At 59.6% G+C, this 18,500-nt stretch carries 18 protein-coding genes and 1 tRNA gene; 12 read left to right on the forward strand and 7 right to left on the reverse strand.

Annotated elements, in window-relative coordinates; translation table 11 throughout:
- Window positions 1–92 precede the first annotated feature (92 nt).
- The 3 genes from egtB to D4A39_RS13035 all read left to right on the forward strand — a co-directional run bounded on the left by egtB (window position 93) and on the right by D4A39_RS13035 (window position 3,030).
- Window positions 93–1,337, forward strand: coding sequence for an ergothioneine biosynthesis protein EgtB (gene egtB, locus D4A39_RS13025; protein ID WP_233552484.1), 1,245 nt, complete (start codon window positions 93–95; stop codon window positions 1,335–1,337).
- Window positions 1,334–2,353 carry an L-histidine N(alpha)-methyltransferase gene (egtD, locus tag D4A39_RS13030; protein ID WP_022986290.1) on the forward strand — a complete coding sequence of 340 codons (1,020 nt, stop codon included), beginning with the start codon at window positions 1,334–1,336 and terminating at the stop codon, window positions 2,351–2,353. Before egtB ends, egtD begins: the two co-directional genes overlap by 4 nt.
- Before the next feature lie 152 nt (window positions 2,354–2,505).
- Window positions 2,506–3,030: an acyl-CoA thioesterase gene (locus D4A39_RS13035; RefSeq protein WP_022986289.1), complete on the forward strand. Its 525-nt coding sequence runs from the start codon at window positions 2,506–2,508 to the stop codon at window positions 3,028–3,030.
- Between the two features lie 106 nt (window positions 3,031–3,136).
- Here the strand turns inward: D4A39_RS13035 and D4A39_RS13040 are convergent, their stop codons facing one another.
- Window positions 3,137–3,730, reverse strand: coding sequence for a DUF2846 domain-containing protein (locus tag D4A39_RS13040; protein WP_022986288.1), 594 nt, complete (start codon window positions 3,728–3,730; stop codon window positions 3,137–3,139).
- A 202-nt stretch (window positions 3,731–3,932) separates the two neighbouring features.
- Between D4A39_RS13040 and D4A39_RS13045 the strand changes: the two genes are divergently transcribed.
- The 5 genes from D4A39_RS13045 (at window position 3,933) to D4A39_RS13065 (ending at window position 8,526) form a co-directional block, all read left to right on the forward strand.
- Window positions 3,933–4,433 carry a DUF1289 domain-containing protein gene (locus tag D4A39_RS13045; protein ID WP_022986287.1) on the forward strand — a complete coding sequence of 167 codons (501 nt, stop codon included), beginning with the start codon at window positions 3,933–3,935 and terminating at the stop codon, window positions 4,431–4,433.
- Window positions 4,434–4,680: 247 nt separating this feature from the next.
- Window positions 4,681–5,322: a TetR/AcrR family transcriptional regulator gene (locus D4A39_RS13050; RefSeq protein ID WP_022986286.1), complete on the forward strand. Its 642-nt coding sequence runs from the start codon at window positions 4,681–4,683 to the stop codon at window positions 5,320–5,322.
- Window positions 5,319–6,092, forward strand: coding sequence for an SDR family NAD(P)-dependent oxidoreductase (locus tag D4A39_RS13055; protein WP_119918318.1), 774 nt, complete (start codon window positions 5,319–5,321; stop codon window positions 6,090–6,092). Before D4A39_RS13050 ends, D4A39_RS13055 begins: the two co-directional genes overlap by 4 nt.
- 11 nt (window positions 6,093–6,103) lie before the next feature.
- Window positions 6,104–7,588, forward strand: a complete 1,485-nt coding sequence (locus D4A39_RS13060; protein ID WP_022986284.1) for a flavin-containing monooxygenase — start codon at window positions 6,104–6,106, stop codon at window positions 7,586–7,588.
- A gap of 2 nt (window positions 7,589–7,590) precedes the next feature.
- On the forward strand, window positions 7,591–8,526 hold the full coding sequence (locus D4A39_RS13065; RefSeq protein ID WP_102792131.1) for a patatin-like phospholipase family protein: 936 nt from the start codon (window positions 7,591–7,593) through the stop codon (window positions 8,524–8,526).
- Between the two features lie 9 nt (window positions 8,527–8,535).
- Here the strand turns inward: D4A39_RS13065 and D4A39_RS13070 are convergent, their stop codons facing one another.
- From D4A39_RS13070 to D4A39_RS13095, 6 genes are all read right to left on the reverse strand, one after another.
- Complete coding sequence (locus tag D4A39_RS13070; protein WP_022986282.1) at window positions 8,536–8,736, reverse strand: hypothetical protein; 201 nt, start codon at window positions 8,734–8,736, stop codon at window positions 8,536–8,538.
- Between the two features lie 155 nt (window positions 8,737–8,891).
- Window positions 8,892–8,976, reverse strand: a tRNA-Leu gene (locus D4A39_RS13075).
- Window positions 8,977–9,045: 69 nt separating this feature from the next.
- On the reverse strand, window positions 9,046–9,720 hold the full coding sequence (locus D4A39_RS13080; protein WP_147393924.1) for a hypothetical protein: 675 nt from the start codon (window positions 9,718–9,720) through the stop codon (window positions 9,046–9,048).
- Window positions 9,721–9,798: 78 nt separating this feature from the next.
- A complete protein-coding gene (locus tag D4A39_RS13085; RefSeq protein ID WP_022986280.1) occupies window positions 9,799–10,668 on the reverse strand; it encodes a hypothetical protein in 870 nt (289 codons plus the stop codon).
- A 103-nt stretch (window positions 10,669–10,771) separates the two neighbouring features.
- Window positions 10,772–11,299: a hypothetical protein gene (locus D4A39_RS13090; protein WP_119918320.1), complete on the reverse strand. Its 528-nt coding sequence runs from the start codon at window positions 11,297–11,299 to the stop codon at window positions 10,772–10,774.
- A 215-nt stretch (window positions 11,300–11,514) separates the two neighbouring features.
- Window positions 11,515–12,102, reverse strand: coding sequence for a superoxide dismutase (locus tag D4A39_RS13095; protein WP_022986278.1), 588 nt, complete (start codon window positions 12,100–12,102; stop codon window positions 11,515–11,517).
- Window positions 12,103–12,443: 341 nt separating this feature from the next.
- Between D4A39_RS13095 and D4A39_RS13100 the strand changes: the two genes are divergently transcribed.
- The 4 genes from D4A39_RS13100 to D4A39_RS13115 all read left to right on the forward strand — a co-directional run bounded on the left by D4A39_RS13100 (window position 12,444) and on the right by D4A39_RS13115 (window position 18,499).
- The gene (locus tag D4A39_RS13100; protein ID WP_022986277.1) at window positions 12,444–13,625 is read left to right on the forward strand and encodes an acetyl-CoA C-acyltransferase; all 1,182 of its coding nucleotides are present in this window, start codon (window positions 12,444–12,446) and stop codon (window positions 13,623–13,625) included.
- A gap of 225 nt (window positions 13,626–13,850) precedes the next feature.
- Window positions 13,851–15,659, forward strand: a complete 1,809-nt coding sequence (locus tag D4A39_RS13105) for a beta-ketoacyl synthase (RefSeq protein WP_119918322.1) — start codon at window positions 13,851–13,853, stop codon at window positions 15,657–15,659.
- A gap of 164 nt (window positions 15,660–15,823) precedes the next feature.
- On the forward strand, window positions 15,824–17,242 hold the full coding sequence (locus tag D4A39_RS13110; protein WP_119918325.1) for a phospholipase D family protein: 1,419 nt from the start codon (window positions 15,824–15,826) through the stop codon (window positions 17,240–17,242).
- 81 nt (window positions 17,243–17,323) lie between these two features.
- Window positions 17,324–18,499: a magnesium transporter gene (locus D4A39_RS13115; RefSeq protein ID WP_022986274.1), complete on the forward strand. Its 1,176-nt coding sequence runs from the start codon at window positions 17,324–17,326 to the stop codon at window positions 18,497–18,499.
- Window position 18,500: the final 1 nt, after the last annotated feature.

The following is an 18,500-nucleotide window of genomic DNA, read 5'->3' on the forward strand; positions in this document are numbered from 1 at the left end:
CCGTCTCATTGTTGCTTTCGCTCAAACCGTCAGTGCATTAAGGTGATATTGCGTCAATGCAGTCTCACGGACACGGCACGGGAGGGAGAACCTTGCCAGATACCGCACGACAGGACGTCAGCCACACGCTGGCCAGTGAATACTGGCGCATCCGCCGCTTCAGCGAGCAGTTGTGCGAACCGCTTTGCCCCGAAGAAATGGGGTTGCAAGCCTGCCCGGACGTGAGCCCGCCCCGCTGGCATCTGGCTCATACCACCTGGTTCTTCGAAACCTTCCTGCTGAAACCCGAATTGCCTGGCTACCGGGTTCGCCACCCCCGCTACGAATACCTTTTCAACAGCTACTACAACGGTATTGGTGAGCAATTCCCGCGGCCACAGCGGCACCTGCTGTCACGCCCAGACGGTGAGGAAGTCCAGCAGTGGCGTCAGCAGGTTGACACCGCCATGGTGCAGCTTATCGAGCAACGCCCCGATCTGACGGCGCTGGTCACGCTGGGGCTGAATCACGAGCAACAGCACCAGGAGCTGTTGCTCACCGACATCAAATACAGTCTGTCTTTCAATCCGCTGGCGCCATCGCTGGGACAACCTCTGCCTCCCGGCCGGCCCGTCGGAAACCTCACTTTTCAGCCACTCTCAGGCGGACTGGTGGACATCGGCAATCCCGAGGGCTCCCACTTTGCCTTTGATAACGAAGGCCCGCGTCACCCGGTCTGGCTGGCCCCCTTCGCACTGGCAAACCGGCCCGTGACACAGGGTGAATACCGGGCCTTTGTCGACGATGGAGGCTATCAGCGAGCCGAGTTGTGGCTATCCGACGGATGGGCCTGGATTCAGCAACAGGGCATCAAGGGTCCGCTGTACTGGCATTCAGGTCATCGCGACCACTTTACCCTTGCCGGCCTGCAACCCCTCCACGACAGCCAGATCATGGCCCACGTGAATTACTACGAAGCCGATGCCTATGCCCGCTGGGCGGGCAAGCGCCTGCCCACCGAGCAGGAATGGGAGCTGGCCGCCAGCCAGACACAACCGGCCCGGGGCTTTGTGGACAACGGCCTGTATCAGCCCGGCCGTGCCCTCGACACGCCGCTGGCACATCTGTTTGGTGACGTCTGGGAGTGGACCGCCAGTGCCTATCTGCCCTACCCCGGTTTTCGGCCAGCCAGCGGAGCAGTCGGGGAATACAACGGCAAATTCATGTGCAACCAGATGGTGCTACGAGGCGGCTCCTGTGCCACCAGCCGGGACCATATCCGCGCCAGTTACCGTAATTTCTTTTACCCACACCACCGCTGGCAGTTCAGCGGCATCCGCCTGGCAGAAACTCTATGATCCAAGTCGCTACCGCCTCCCCGTTCACGTCCCCTGACTCGCCACTGGGCCCCCATCGCCAGTTACGCCGCAACCTCAATTTCTACGACCTGCAGCCCCCGGCCACCAACATGCTCAGCGAAGTGACCCGTTCACTGACTGCCGCACAGCCCAGCCTGCACCCCAAATTTTTCTACGATAGCGAAGGCTCCCGCCTGTTCGATGCCATTACCCGCACCCCGGAGTACTACCCCACCCGAACCGAATCGGCGATCCTTGATAGCCATGCCGAGGACATCCGGCAACATCTTGGGAGATGTCATACCATTGCCGAACCGGGCGCCGGCAGCTGCGAAAAGGTCCGTCTGCTGCTGGAGCGCTGGGCTCCAGAACAGTACATGCCGCTGGAAATTTCCCGTGCCTGTCTGCTGGAAGCCAGCCAGCGACTGGCCGCTGAGTTCCCCGGGGTAAACATCAGCGCGGTATGCGCGGATTACTGCCAGGCGCTAGCGCTGCCGCAAAACGGGCAACAACCGGGGCGGGTGGTGTTTTTTCCCGGCTCCACCATCGGTAACTTTGATCCGACTGAACGGGCGGCCTTTCTGCGTGGCCTGCACCACTTGGCAGGCCCGGGGGGAGCACTACTGATCGGGGCGGACCTGCAAAAGGACACCGAACGCCTTAACGCCGCCTACAACGACAGCCAGGGACTCACCGCCGCCTTCAACCTGAATGCGCTACACCACCTGAACCGTGAACTGGACTGCCACTTCGACGTATCGCAAATGCGACATCTTGCCTTCTATAACCCCCAACTGAATCGCATCGAGATGCATCTGGAGTGCCTTGCCGACCAACAGTTGCTGCTGGGGCAGCACACGTGCTGCCTGCCCGCAGGCACCCGCATCCATACCGAGAGCTCCTATAAATTTACCGTCGAGGGGTTCTCGAAAGAGCTGTGCGACGCGGGTTTCCAGCCCCTTGGCTGCTGGACAGACCCGGATAAGCTATTCAGCCTTCACCTCGCAGCCACCTGATAGACTGTAAAACTCAGTGCACCTGACCAAGTGTGTAGTGTGAACCCGGTCTGGTACCGTTATACTGAACCGCGTTTTTGTGCGCCCCTGATCGACTGAAACGCCATAAAACCATAATTCCGGCGTGGGGCAATCTGGCTGAGGGAACCTGGATGCTTGAACTGATCAGCGCGGCCCGTCGTCGTAAACGGCCGCCCACACACCAGTTGTTCGATGTCGTCACCCTGGAATTCCGGGTGGGCCTGCTGGACATCGATCTGAACATGCATCTGAACAATGCCAAATATCTCAAGTTCATGGACCGCAGCCGCCTTGAACACGCGGTAGTGACCGGATTGCTCAATCGCATGGTCGATGCCCGCTGTAATGCGGTAGTGGCGAATACCGAAATCGCCTACATTCGCGAGTTACGCCCCTATCAGCAGTTTCAGCTACACACCCGCATTCTGGGCTGGGATGACAAATACGTTTACTACGACCAGCGTTTCGAATCCCTGCGTAAATTGCACACCCACGCATTGCTGCGAGTCGCGAACGTCTACGGTGGCAAATCCGTCAGCCCGCAGACCGTGCAGGAAATGACCGGCATGAACCTGCAGTCCCCGGCGCTGCCTGAGTATGTGGAGCAATGGAAACGTTTGTTGCAGTCGAAAAAACGGCTCACTGAGGCAGACTAGCCAGGGCCGTCATCCAGGATCGCCGTTACCGGCCCGAAATAATAAAGCCCCGGACTCCCGGGGCTTTATTATTTGGGCACGCAAAACTCACCGCGATGGGTGACGGTCAATCCACGGAATAGGTATAGAACGGCGCCCAACGCGGGGCCTTGGTGTCCTTGCCTGCATAGTAGACACCCGCCTCATCCAGCCGCAGATCGGCAATTTCCCGCATGGCAATGGCCTTTGGCACCTGCTGTAACGGGCCCGCTTGCTGATAGTCTTCGGGGTTGGCGACAATTTCTTCCATATCCAGTGGTTTCAATTCCGAATAGCGGAAGTAATAATCCTGGCCACCCTCGATCTTGAGATCCATCTCGAAGACCATCTTCAGATACAGCACGCTGAGGGGGCGGCGGGCGTAGAAGTCATGGTTACCCGCAGGTAGCTCCAGCCAGGTGTAAGCTCCGGCCTTTAGACCAAACAGCTGGGTGGCGTCGAGAAAGAAGACCGGAGCCTGTACTTCTTCATAGCCCCAACGGGTCACCGGGCGGTAGATGTAGACCATCGCATTACGCGGGTCGAGCGTATCGATGGGTTCGAAGGTTTTCCCCTCTGGCGCATCAAGAAACGCACCGGGCGTGGACGGAAACCCCATCCCCATACCAGAACAGCCAGACAACGCCCAGCTCAAGGCCGCCAGCAGCACAACCAGTCGCATTATTATTCTCCGTCGAACCGTATCCGGGGTGTCCGGTCGGCCCTGTTTATTATTGCCTGCACGATAATCCCCTGCGGGACCGGCTAACTATGGCCGATTTGCCCGCCCTGCTCAAGACAGGGCGACCCGGGGTATGCGCAAAATCTGCACGAACGGATCACTGGCCACTCCCCAGCAACGGGAATTCTGGTAGGCTTTCTCCATGGCAGTAAATCGTATTCGTACCCCCTGTATTGGCGTCTGTTCCACCGTCTTTGGTGATACGGTTTGCCGTGGCTGCCGTCGCTTCAGCCACGAAGTGGTGAACTGGAATGCCTACACAGACGAGCAGAAGACCATCGTCTGGAAGCGTCTGGATCTACTGCTCACCCAAGTGGTGGATAACTACTTTATCGTGCACAACGCCACCCTGCTGGCCGAACAAATGGATTTCCAGAATCTGCGTTACCAGCCCCAACTATCCCCCCAGGGCTGGATCCCGGAGCTGCTCAAGGCCGCTGGCCGCCAGACCATCCCCTACGACCGCTTCGGGCTTCAGCCTCTGGCCAGCGCCAAAGACATTCCCCCCCGCCAGCTCTACGAGCAAATCAGCCTTGAGTGTCATGCCTTGTCCCAGGCCCACTACGACCGCTCCTATGCACGCCCGGTCCGTTTGGTCGCCGAACTCACCGAGCACGCGGCCCGGGAGAAGGGGCTAATCTAGGGAGCCTTTGAATGCCCCCTTGCATGCTCAGCGTGGCTGACAGGACGTGCTCGCACTCATAGGGCCCCTTTATTGGTTCATCGCGGGCACGGCGCCCCCCGATGACCCATCACCAACCCGCGTTGCCGCTTGTCGCTGGAAGCTTGCCCCGCATTTGTCCCAATCTGACTCTTTACCCCCCTAAACAACACCATTGATCAATGGCACATTTACGGAATGAACATTCATTTCTGAATGAGAGGCCACCATGACAGCTGTAGCCACCGCCACACCGGCAAGTCGCCGGGAAGCCCAGAAACGGGACACCATCCTGCGCGCGGCGCTCAAGGTTTTTGCCGAGTCAGGCCTGCACGGCACCCCTGTTCCCCCGATTGCGGCAGAAGCCGGGGTCGGGGTCGGGACGCTGTACCGCTATTTCGACAGTAAGGAAGCACTAATCAACGCGGTATTCTGCGATGCCAAACAGCGCCTGCAGGATCACCTGCTTAGCGACCTGGACCTGCTTAACCCCAGCCGCGCCCTGTTCGATACGCTCTGGGCCCGCCTTACCACCTTTGCCCGGCAAGACCCCGAGAGCTTCCAGTTTCTGGAAATGCAGGATCACCACAGCTACCTGACCCCCCATAGTCGCAGCCAGGAACAGGCGCTGCTGATCCCGCTTGGCATGATGGTCATCGTCGGGCAGCGCAACGGTCTACTGGGTGAGCACCTGAAGCCGGACCTGGCCATCGCCCTGTTCTGGGGAGCCTTCGTCGGCGTCTTCAAGGCAGAGCGGCTCAACTACCTCACTCTGGATGACGACGACCTGAAGCGGGCACGGGATGCCTGCTGGTTCGCCATCGCCAACCACAACACCCCCGACAACCAGCACAGAGACGCAGCCCAATGAACCCAACCCATATTCTGATCACCGGTGGTGCTGGCGCCATTGGCGCGCAACTGGCCGCCCGTTTTCGCCAACAGCACCCTGATGCCAGCCTGACCCTGGTGGACCTGAACCCGGACGCACTGGAGCCCGTCGCCCGTCAGCATGATGCCTGTGCCGAAATCTGTGATTTGACGGATATCGACGCCTTGGCTGAGTGGTGGCAGTCGCTGGTAGACCGTCGCGGGCCGGTGGATGTGCTGGTCAATTGCGCAGGCATCATGGACATCATGACGCTCACTGGCACTGGCTGGGAGCGGGGCAAACGCCTGATCGACATCAACTTTACCGCCCCCATGCGGCTCATGGATCTGGCCTTGCCCCACATGATCGAGTACCGCCATGGCTGCGTGATCAACGTGTCCAGTATGGCCGGGCGCGTACCCATTCGCGGTTGCAGCTATTACGGCGGGGCCAAGGCGGGCATCGGTCTGGCATCGGAAATCGCCCGCCTGGATCTGAAAAAACAGGGCGTCAATGTGGTCACCGTCTACCCCGGCCCGATCTATTCCGGGCTGGAAAGCCATGCCCGCAGTCAGGTGAAACGGGGGCCGGTATCGCGCTTTATTCCTACCGGCAAACCGGACGTGCTTGCCGATCGCATCTACCGTGCGTTTCGCACCGGGGGCGCACGGGTGATTTACCCGGACATCTACAGCCTGGCCAAGCAGGTGGCCAACCTGAACCTCACCAACAAAGCCATGGACTTCTTCAGTCCACAGCCTAACCAATAAACGGAATGACCATGACTCAACATGCCAACACACCCGTTCACGATGTGCTGATTGTCGGTGCCGGCATCAGCGGTATCGGCCTTGCCATCAAGCTACAGGAAGCCGGAATCACCAACGTGGTCATTCTGGAAAAAGCCGCCGATCTTGGCGGTACCTGGCGCGACAATACTTACCCCGGGTGCGCCTGCGATGTGCCGTCCGCGCTTTATTCCTACTCCTTCGCCCAGAAACCGGACTGGACCCGAGCCTTTGCCGGCCAGGCCGAAATTCTTGATTATGTCCGTGACACTGCCCAGCGTTACGGCGTGCCTTCCTACATCCGTTTCAACCAAGGGGTGGAGCGGGCGCAGTGGCGTGAGGAGCGCAACCTGTGGGAGGTCCAAACCGCCGATACCCTGTACCTGGCGCGCACTGTGGTGGCCTGCTCCGGGTATCTGCACGAACCGGTGATCCCGGACATCCCGGGCCTCGACTCCTTTACCGGCAAGCTGTTCCATTCCTCACGCTGGGATCACCAGCACGATCTGACGGGGGAGCGCGTCGCCGTAATTGGTACCGGCGCTTCCGCGATCCAGTTTGTGCCGGAGATTCAGCCCAAGGTGCAACAACTCACCCTGTTCCAGCGTACGCCGCAATGGGTGCTCCCCAAACCGGATCACAGCATTCCCAAAGTGGAGGAGAACTTCTTCCGCCTCCCCTTCACCCTCAATGCCTGGCGCAAGATGCTCTATGGGGGCTTTGAAACATTCGGCATCGGTTTCCGGCGCCCGGCCATGCTTCGCCAGATCCAGAAGCTGGGCCTCGCCCATCTCAAGGTCGCGATCAAAGACCCTGAACTGCGCGCCAAACTCACCCCCGACTACACGCTGGGATGCAAGCGGGTCCTGCTCAGCAACAACTACTATCCCGCCCTGAACCAGCCCAACGTGGATGTCTTTCACACCGGACTGAAAGAAGTGCGGGGCAATACCCTGGTTGGCCACGACGGCAGCGAATGCGAAGTCGACACCATCATTCTGGGCACCGGATTCTTCGTTACCGAGCCGCCCATCGCCGACCACATTTTCAACGATGCCGGCGACTCTCTCAGTGACATGTGGCGGGACGGCATGCAGGCCTATCGCGGCACCACCATTGCCGGTTTACCCAACGCCTTCATGGTACTGGGCCCCAATCTGGGCATCGGCCACAACTCGGCCTTTATCGTTATCGAAGCGCAAATTCGCTATATCGTCAGCAGCCTCACCACCATGCGCGAGAAGCAACTGGCACGTATCGAGGTGAAAGAAGAGGTTCAACAACGCTATAACCTGAAGGTACAAAAGGATCTGCAAGGCACCGTCTGGAACACCGGTGGCTGCTCCAGTTACTACCTGGACAAGAACGGATTCAACAGTGTCGGCTTCCCCTGGAGCACCCTGGAAATGCAACGGCTGCTCAACCACTTTGATGCCGACAGCTACCATCAGCAACCCGCCACCGAACAGGTATTTTGATCATGGCCAACCCGACCTCCCCTCGCCGCGCTCTGGTGATCGGCTGCGGCGGTGTTGCCGGCGGCGCCTGGAGCATTGCCGCCCTACATCAACTGGAACAACAACTGGGCTGGGACTGCCGTGACGCAGACATTCTTATCGGCACCTCCGCCGGAGCCGTCATTGCCTCCCTGCTAGGCAGCGGCATCAGCGTCGATCAGCTGCTGGCCTGTCAGCAAGGGACCAGCGATACATGCCACTGGAATCACGACACCGATACCGGAGGCGCCCTGCCGCCCCTGCCCGGCGCCCGCCTGACCGGCAAACAACTGATCCGCAAAGGGCTGCGGGGTGAAGTATCCGCCCTAACCGCCCTGTGTGGCCTGATGCCCGCCGGTCAATTCGACATGCAGGCCTTCCGCAAGCTGGTCAACGGTGCGGCCAATGGCAACCCCTGGGTCAGCCACCCCGCCACCTGGATCATGGCCGTGGATACCACCAGCGGCCGGCGCATTCCGTTCGGTAAAGGCGGCGCCCCCAGCGTACGTATCGACGATGCCGTATGCGCCTCCTATGGGGTGCCTTGCTGGTGCCCACCGGTCACCGTGGATGGCCGTACCTACATTGACGGCGGCGTCGCTTCCCCCACCTCCGCCGATATGCTGGTAGACGCTGCCGTGGAGGAGGTCGTCATCCTCGCCCCCATGGCGTCCCGCCAACCCGACAAGCCGTGGCACCCGTTCGAGCGTATCGAACGACGGGTGCGGCGTTACATGACAAGCATTGTGGACCGGGAAGTGGCCGCACTGGAAAAAGCGGGTAAGCGGGTGATCCGGATCGAACCCCAGGCAGAAGACCTGAAAGCGTTTGGTTACAACATGATGGACCCTAGCCGCCGCAAACAGGTGCTGGCCACCGCCATAGCCAGCACGCCGGCCACCGTGCGAGCCGCGCTTTAGCGTCGCCAGCTACAGTTGCTCAACGGCATCACTGAGCGAGCGCTGGATTTGCTCCAGCGCTCCCCGTGCCAGCTGTCCTTCTGAATGGGCCATAACGCCTAGCACAATTGCCCCGACAGCCATCGCAACCAGACTAAACAGCAGCCACTTTTCCTTCTCGATCTTGCGAACCTTGTGTGGCTCTCGGTCGTTATTGTTCGAGTCACGCATATCACCTCCACCAGACCTCTGGTTCTACGCCTGCCAAGGGCGGATTTCAAACCCGCCATGGAAACGCTCCATCACAGACGGCTCAAGGGAGGCCGGGAAGGCACCCGAAAACGAAAAAGGCCGTAACAGCAAGCTGCTACGGCCTTTTTCTGAGATGGTGCGCCAGGAGGGAGTTGAACCCCCACACCTCTCGGCACCAGAACCTAAATCTGGCGTGTCTACCAATTCCACCACTGGCGCAATGGGCGGCTATTCTAACAGGGCAAAGCGCAATTGCCAGAGGGCCCAGCGAAAAACTTCCGCCGTGCACTAGCCTCCCTGAAGGATGCGGTAGAGTGCCTGCAGGTCCTTGTCGATCTTGTTAACCTTGGCCGACAGGGCCGACACTTGCTGACTATCCAGGCTGGGCGTAGCCACCTGCTGAACAACCGGTGCGTCTTGACTCTGGCGATTGGCCAGTGCCGTCAAACGGCCAGAAAGGGCACCAAGACTTTTATCCATCCCGTCCAGGCGCTTGGCCAAGGCTGCATTTTCTTCACTCTGGTTTCCCATCTTCGCCAGCGAAACCGTCATTGCTCGCACCTTGCTGTTCAGCTCACGGAAATCTTCACGGAGCCGGGCAAGATCTGAAACGCCAACGCTGCTCCCCTTTTCAGCGCTTGGAGACTGAGGGGGAGCAACCGATGCCGTTTGTGCGGAAGCAAGCTGGTAAAACTCCTGACGAAGGTCGCTCAGCTCCTGACGTGTGTCCTGGTTGATGAACCACTGGGTCACCGCAACCGTCGCAGCAGCAAGCGCCAGGGCAAGGGAAAACCAAACCACTCCTGAGCGGCCGCTATCCGATACCCTGACAGGTGTGTTTTTCTTGTGCACTCCGAGAGGAATCGGGGCGTTATCACTCGCCGGCGCAGGAACAGGAACAGCCAATACATCCTGATTGAGTCCCTGTAACCTGCGCTCTTTCGTTTCTGGCAGTCTGGCCATGGCCACATGCCCTTTCTTGTGTTTTTTTATTGGGAAAGGGACACAACGCAACCCTCTCCCTCCCCCCTGGAAGGCGTTTTAACGGCCTTCCAGCTTGTCCAAGCGACTATTCACCTGCAAGCGGTACGCATCGAACGCTGCTACCGCAGCCTCGGTATCATCTACTCTGGCGTCCAGTGCCGTGAGGCTACCTTGCGCCTTTTCCAACTTGGCCAGTGCGGTCTTCACGTTTTGCTGCTGTCGCTCGAGCTGCCCAATATTTTCGACCAGTACATCCAGCTGAGTCTGCATCTGGCTGATCTGGGTCTGCCATTGCTGACTGCTCTTATTGACCGCGGACACTGCACTCTCTACCTGCTTTTTCAGCGTGGCAGCCTCCTGATTCAGGCCCTTGATCTTGCCATCGACCCCTGCCTGGGCTTTCTTCACCGACTCCACCGAGCTCCCCAACGCGGAAAGCTTTTTGCCCTGCTCGGCGATGTCCGCCTTGTTGCGCTTGTTGCTGAGGTCCCAGAGCTTGCGAATTTCTGTTCGGTTATCTTCCAGCGCCTTGCTATGTGCCCTCACCAGGTCCTGCAATTTCCCGGAGGACTGATTAAGGCTCTCATCCGTCGCGGAAAGACGCGACTGCAGGTTACCGAGTTGCTCACTGGACTCTGTCAGCCGATTGTCCAACTGGGCCTGAAGCACACCCACCTGCCGGTGAAACCATACTGCAAGCACCGCAATCAGCACGACCAGAACCAGACAAGCTGCCATCCAACCGCCCCCACCGGTCGGTGCTGGCTTTTGAGGGGCAGGCTTGGCTTTCGCTTTCCCCGAACCATTCCCCCTATCGGCGGGCTTGCCCGTTGAGGGCGCCGCTGCGACGGGCTTGCCCGGGCGTACCGGTTCATCAACGGAAATATCGTCCAGATCACCCAGATTGACTTCACGATCTCGTGTCATGCCTGATGCCTTGTATCCTAATCATCCAACGCCCCAGGGGCGCAATCATACTTCACAGACAACGCCTATACTGTCGACGCTGTCGCTCGGGAAACCACGATTCTTACTCCCCACGCTTCTCGAACAGAGGCTGGTCTGTCGCGTAGTAGATAGCCTCGCCAATTTCATGCTTGCCATCTTCATTCTCAAGCAGTGGGATAAAGATCACCCAGGGACGCACTTCACGGTGATCGACTTCTGCCCAGACGCCAACCACCTTTTCGCCCTCATCGTTTTCGATTTCATGAAGGCGATAGATCGACATCATGTTCACTTCCGGCTGCTCATTGCCAATCTGACGCAACTTCATGAACAACCCCTTGGCCCAGTCTTCCGGGTCCGGGGCCTCTTCTTTTGCACCGGAATACCCCACTACCTGCAAATTGCCATCAACACTGATCAGGCCGAAAGGGTACATGCCGCCCGACTTGGCGATGGCCTCCAGAGCCTGTCGAATACCCGCCTGAGCCAGAGCATCCATGTCTTTCTGGGCATCGCTTTTCTCGGTCGCGGGCGGAGTGGAATCATCGGCACTCCAGACCGGGGAAACGCTCATTACGGCGAACAGGAAAATGGCTGTCAAAAAACGCATATCGCACCTTTGTTGTTGTACTGGCCGCCTTACCAGAAAGTCCCGATCAGGGATTACGGCATGCGTAATCAGGGACTCTCAGCGGCTGCGGAGTGCTGGTGACGCTATCAGAGTTACCCAACCGTCGCCAGACAGATACAAAAAGGACCGCAAAGCGGCCCTTTTAGTTTCCTGAGCGGTGCCCGAAGGAAGAACACCGTTTATCTCAGTCCAACTTATGCAGCGAAGTTTTCCGCGGCAAAGTCCCAGTTGATCAGGTTCCAGATGGATTCCAGGTACTTGGGACGGGCATTGCGGTAATCCACGTAGTAGGCGTGCTCCCACACGTCCACGGTGAACAGCGGGGTCTGGCCCTTGCCGTGCGCAATGGGGGTGTCGGCGTCGTCAGTGTTGACGATTTCCAGGCTGCCATCGCTGTTCTTCACCAGCCAGGTCCAGCCGGAGCCGAAGTTGCCGGTCGCCTTGGCATTGAACTGGCTTTTGAACTCGTCAAAAGAACCGAATGCCTTGTCGATCGCAGCACCCAGATCGCCAGCGGGAGCGCCACCGCCGTTCGGGCTCAGGCTGTTCCAGTAAAAAGTGTGGTTCCATACCTGGGCAGCCTGGTTAAACAGACCGCCTTGCGCGCTCTTGATGATGTCTTCCAGGGATTTGCCTTCGTTGTCGGTACCGGCAACCATTTCGTTGAGCTTGGTCACGTAAGCGTTGTGGTGCTTGCCGTGGTGAAACTCGAGAGTCTCGGCAGAGATATGCGGTTCCAGTGCGTTCTTCTCGAACGGCAGCGGCGGTAGTTCAAAAGCCATAGTCATTTCCCCTGACGGTGTTTCCCGGCCGCGCACACGGCCGGGGTGGAATTCTCCGCTGACAACGCATCGCTGCAGTCAGCGGCTGATAAATCCTGTCTCCATGGATTCTGCGTCAATCCATGGAGACAGGATCATAACAAGCTACGGGCCACTATCTCCAGCGTAAACCCTGTAATTACAGGGTTTTACCCTTGCTGCAAAAGAGTATGAATCTCATCTGCAACTGGCTGTGACCGGCAGGTCCTTGTGACATGGGGCGCCCCTTCCTTGTTTCAAGTACAATGCGCCCCAATTTTCACGATACCTATCACGCCAGTGAACTTTGGCAGGAGAAAAGCATGTCTGATGATGCAATCGTCATTGTAAATGGTGCCCGTACCGCCATGGGTGGTTTCCAGGGCTCCCTGTCTGCAGTCAGCGCCCCTGAACTGGGTGCCGCCTCTATCCGTGAAGCCGTGGCTCGTGCCGGCCTGAAACCGGAAGACGTGCAGGAAGTGATCATGGGCTGTGTGCTGCCTGCCGGCCTCAAGCAAGGCCCCGCCCGTCAGGCCATGCGTCAGGCTGGCCTGCCCGATAATGTCGGCGCCACCACCATCAACAAGCTGTGTGGCTCTGGCATGAAAGCCACCATGTTCGCCTACGACTCCATCAAGGCTGGCACCAACGACATCGTTGTCTCCGGTGGCATGGAATCCATGACCAATGCCCCCTACGTGCTGGACAAGGCTCGCAGCGGCATGCGCATGGGACACGGTCAGGTCTATGACCACATGTTCCTGGACGGTCTGGAAGATGCCGAAACCGGCCGACTGATGGGCTCCTTCGCCCAGGAAGTGGCAGACAAGCGCAGCATCTCCCGCGAAGACATGGACAACTACGCCATCGAGTCCCTGAAACGCGCCCAGGCCGCCATCGATAACGGCTGGTTCAAGGACGAGATCGTTCCGGTCACCGTGAAAACCCGCAAGGGTGAAGTGGTGGTGGATACCGATGAACAACCCGGCAACGCCAACATCGAAAAGATCCCGACCCTGCGTCCGGCCTTCGCCAAAGACGGCACGGTAACCGCAGCCAACGCCAGCTCCATCTCCGATGGTGCATCAGCACTGGTGCTGGCACGCGAGTCTGTGGCCAACGACCGTGGCCTGCAGCCACTGGCCCGCATCCTCGCCCATGCCACCAACAGCAAGCACCCCAGCGAATTCACCATTGCCCCTATCGGGGCCACCGAAGCGGTCATGAAGAAAGCGGGCTGGAGCGTGGACGACGTGGATCTGTTCGAGATCAACGAAGCCTTCGCCATGGTTGCCATGATGCCGATGATCGACCTGGGCATTCCCCATGAAAAGGTAAACATCCACGGTGGCGCCTGCGCTTTGGGCCACCCGGTGGGTTCTACCGGTTCACGCATTATCCTTACCCTGATTCACGCGCTGAAACGCACTGGCGGCAAACGCGGTGTGGCCAGCCTGTGCATCGGTGGCGGTGAAGCCACCGCCGTGGCCATTGAGCTGGTGTAACACTGCCACCGGCCATACAAAACGGGGCCTTGCTGGCCCCGTTTTTTGTTGCTCAGTTTCTTCCCCGGTTCCACTCTCCCACCTCGAAACATCCGCTTTCACTTTAAAACTCTGTTGCACTTTAAAGGCCAAATTGGCCACCCGGCGTATACGCAAAGCCCCCTTTCACCTGTACCCTGACCGGCTAGTCACCATTTTGGGCTTGGTACAGTCCCCGGGAGCCTCATGTCCGCATTACCCGTTATTACCGCCATGGGCGGCATCAATGCCGCAGGTCGCAGCGCGCTGCATTTTGGTTACCAGCGCCTGGTCATCGACGCCCTCGCGGAATCGGCCCGACAGGAGACCCTGACCAGCTTGGCTCGCCTGACCGGACAGACCCCGGACGCCCAACTTGCCAACACCCTGATTCGTGCTCTGCCCGCAGAGCACCGCCTTCATGCCGCCATCAGCGGCACCAGCGACATTCCCGTTACCCTGGAAATGCGCAACATGGATCTGCCTGACCCGCTACCCGCAGGCTGGCAGGTCACCCCTATCGACAAGCGTCGCAGCAAGGTCACCCTGCCTGCGGGACTGAACCTGAATGTGCCCCACGATGCCCCCCGCCGGGTCAGCGCCGCGGGTCAGCTCCCTGATGGCTTCGATCCCGGTGCCCTGTATGCGTCACGCAGCCACCCCCGAGCCCTGCAAATGGCGATCTTCGGGATCAGCGACGCGCTGGGGGATCTGGGGATGGACTGGGCCGCCGTGGCCAGCAAGGTTCGGCCGGACCAGATCGCGGTATACGCCAGCAACGCCATGTCGCAAATGGACGACTATGGATTGGGTGGCGTGATGCGTTTCCCTCCCAATGGCCACCGCATTACCTCCAAACAGGTGCCATTGGGGCTGGGAGAGATGACCGCCGATTTCCTCAATGCCTATGTGCTGCATTCGGTGGGCACCACCGGCGGCATGCTCGGAGCCTGTGCCACCTTCCTCTACAATCTGGAAAAAGGGGTACAGGCCATTCGCAGCGGCAAGTGCCGGGTGGCCATCGTGGGCACCAGCGAAGCCCCGCTGGTGGCAGAAATCATGGAAGGCTACCGTGCCATGGGCGCGCTGGCAGAAGACCAGGATCTGGCCGCACTGGATGGCGCCAGCCAGGCGGATGTGCGTCGTGCCTGCCGCCCGTTCTCCGCCAACTGCGGTTTTACCATGGCCGAGTCCGCCCAGTTCACTGTACTGATGGACGATACCCTCGCTCTGGAACTCGGCGCAGATATTCTTGGCGCAGTGCCGGATGTGTTTATCCACGCTGACGGGGCCAAGAAATCCATCTCCGCTCCCGGTGTGGGCAATTACCTGACCATGGGCAAGGCCGCCGCCCTCACCCGCCAACTGATCGGCGAGCGGGGCCTGCAGCAACACAGTTTTGTGCATGCCCACGGCACCGGCACCCCGCAGAACCGGGTAACAGAGTCGGTCATTCTGGATCGTACTGCGGCCGCCTTCGGTATCGAAAACTGGCCCATTGTCGGCATCAAATCCTATGTGGGGCACTCGCTGGGCAGCGCCGGGGGCGACCAGCTGGCGGCGACACTGGGCAGCTTCGCCCACGGCATCCTCCCGGGTATTCGTACCATCGATCATATCGCCGACGACGTGCACCGCCAGCACCTGAACTTCTGTCTGGAGCATCAGCAGCAGGATGACCTGCAGGCCAGTCTGATCAATTCCAAGGGGTTTGGTGGCAACAACGCCACCGCCGTGGCCCTGTCTGGCTCGGTCACCGAAGCCATGCTCCGTCAGCGCCATGGCAACAAGGCCATGAGCGCCTGGCAAAGCGCCAGAGACACCACCCTGGCCAGCAAGGCGGCTTACCGTCACCATTGCCTGACAGAAGCCCCCGCCCCCGTGTACAAGTTCAACGAGGGCGTCATGGGGGATGAACAGGTCAGCCTCACACGTGACGCCGTACAACTGGCCGGCGGTGATGCCATGGCCTTTGATGACGATGCCGGGCTAAGGGAGTTTCAGCTGGACCGCTGAGGCTCTGCAGAACAAGGGAGCCTCTGAATAACGCCTCGCATGCTCAGCCTTTCAGGCTGGAGCGCACATCTGCTGCACACTCCAGGCCGCGCTGAGTACGCAAGGAGTGATTCAGAGGGTCCCAAGATCTTGCTGCCAACCCCGCACCGCCCTAAAGTGCCGGCATGACAAAAATCAAACTCGCGCTGCTGGCGCTGATCGCGGTCATTGCCGCCACCGCCCTCTGGCACCGGTATAAGCCGCTACCCGGCGGGCTGACCCTGCATGATGGGCCCCTGCCGGCCCATAACCTTGCCTTGCTGGTCGACGACACCTGGGAAACGCCTGACGGACAGCGCGGCATGCGCCAGGCCATTTTTGACGACATCTTCCGTCTGATCGACCAGGCACAACGGCTGGTGCTCGTGGACATGTTCCTGTTCAACGATTTCAAAGGCGCCGACGACGACAATCACCGCGCCCTGTCCCGGGAACTCACTGACGCGTTACTGGCCAAGCGTGAGCAACAAGTGCCAGTGGTTCTGATCACCGACCCCCTCAATACCCTTTACGGCGGACTGCGCAGCACGTCTCTGGAACAACTGAAACACGCCGGGGTGACCGTTGTGATGACCCCGCTGCCAGCACTGCGTGATTCCAACCCGGGCTGGTCTGGTTTGTGGCGCCTGTGCTGTCAGTGGCTTGGCAATGATATCGATGGGGGATGGCTTCCCAACCCCATGGGGGATGGCAAGGTAACCCTGCGCAGCTATCTGGCCCTTCCCAACTTCAAGGCCAACCACCGCAAAACCCTGGTTGTCGACGAAGGCAGCGACTGGACCGCGCTGGTCACCAGCGCCAATCCCCACGATGGCAGCAGCGCGCACAGCAACATCGCCCTGCGCTTCAGTGGCTCCTCTGTAGGCGCCGTGGCACACAGCGAATGGAAAATTGCCGAACTGGCGGGCATTACCCTTCCTCCCCGGCCCGCCATTCAGCCCACACCAGCGATTGATCACAACACCACGCTGGAGGTCCTCACCGAGGCGGCCATCCGCGACGCCTTGCTGGACACTATCGCCCGCAGCAAAGACGGTGACGCGCTGGAAGTGTCTGTCTTTTATCTGTCCCACCGTCCGCTGATTGAGGCCCTCAAAGATGCGCACCAACGCGGCGTCCAGGTACGGGTATTGCTTGACCCAAACAAGGATGCCTTTGGTCGTGAAAAGAACGGCATCCCGAATCGCCCCGTGGGGGCCGAGTTGCACGAAGCTGGAATCCCGCTGCGCTGGTGCAATACCCAAGGCGAACAGTGCCATACCAAGATGTTGATGTGGCGCAACGCGGAGCACGCAGAGCTGATCCTTGGCTCGGCCAACTTCACCCGCCGCAATCTGGATAACCTGAATCTGGAAACCAGCGTCAGACTCACCGCCCCTGTCACACACTCAGTCATGGTCAAGGCGACGGATACCTTTGCCCGACGCTGGGAAAACCGTCGCGGTGAAACGCACAGTACCGACTATGCGACCTATGCGGATGAGCGTCTTTGGACATACTGGCTCTACCGGGTCATGGAATTCACCGGTATCAGTAGTTTCTAGGGAGCCTCTGAAAAACAGGCACCCCTTGCCGGAAAGGCATACACTGGAATGACCAGATCAGGTTGCGACAGGGAGTCCGACATGACGGTTCCAGATCCAGACACGCTTGCAGCAACCCTTCGCGAGACCAGTGATGAGCAAGGCGCACAGCTCCTGGCCCGACTGGAAAGCGACGACATTCAGGCCGTTCTCGGCCAACTTCCCGCAGAGAAGGCCGCCTCCGTGGCGGCCCACCTCCTCGACAATCAGCCCCGCCGCATTCGCGATACCCATGCCGCCATTTCCGGGGTCGAGAAAAGCATCAGCGAGCTGATGACCCCGGCCCCCGCCATCCTGCCCCCCGAGAGCACTGCCGCAGAAGCATTGGCGTTTCTGGTGAAAACCAAGGACATCGCCGACATCACCTACATTTACGTGACAGACAACCAAACGCTGGTCGGGGTGGTCGTGATGCGGGATCTGATTCTCGCCAAGCCTGCCCAGACCCTGGCAGACATCATGATCGCTGAACCGTTCGCCTTTGCGCTGGACACGCCGATCCGGGACGCCATTTCCGAAGTGCTCAGCCGCCACTATCCGTGCTATCCGGTGGTGGATGCTGACGGCACGCTGATCGGCATTGTCAGAAGCTGGAAACTCTACGAACGTATCGCCGCCGAGATCAGCGGCCAGGCAGGCGCTCAGGTTGGTGTGGCGAGAGAAGAGCAGATCAATACCCCGATACTCTCCGCCTTTCGCATGCGTCATCCCTGGTTGCAGGTCAATCTGTTAACGGCCTTTGCCGCGGCGTTTGTGGTCGGGCTGTTCGAAGACACCATCACCCGTATTGTCGCGTTGGCCGTGTTCCTGCCGGTACTGGCAGGCCAGAGTGGCAACACCGGATGCCAGGCCATGGCCATCACATTGCGAGGGCTCACTCTCGGTAAGTTACGCGACTACCCGGTACACCGGTTATTGCGAAAGGAAATCCTGCTCGGCGCACTCAACGGCGTGCTTTCCGGGGCGGTCGCCGGCATTGCCATGACACTCTACGCACTGGCCACTGGCGCCACGCAACCGGTGATGCTGGGGGTTGTCATTATCGTGGCCATGACGGGGGCCTGTATCGGTAGTGGCTTGTTCGGGGTGCTGGTCCCCTTGACGCTGAAACGCTTCGGCGCAGACCCGGCCACCGCCAGCAGCATCTTCCTGACCACCTTCACCGACATCCTCGGTATGGGGCTGATGTTGCTGCTCGCCACCACCCTGATCAACTGAC

This window comes from Alcanivorax profundi (genome assembly GCF_003597125.1).
GTDB lineage: Bacteria > Pseudomonadota > Gammaproteobacteria > Pseudomonadales > Alcanivoracaceae > Alcanivorax > Alcanivorax profundi.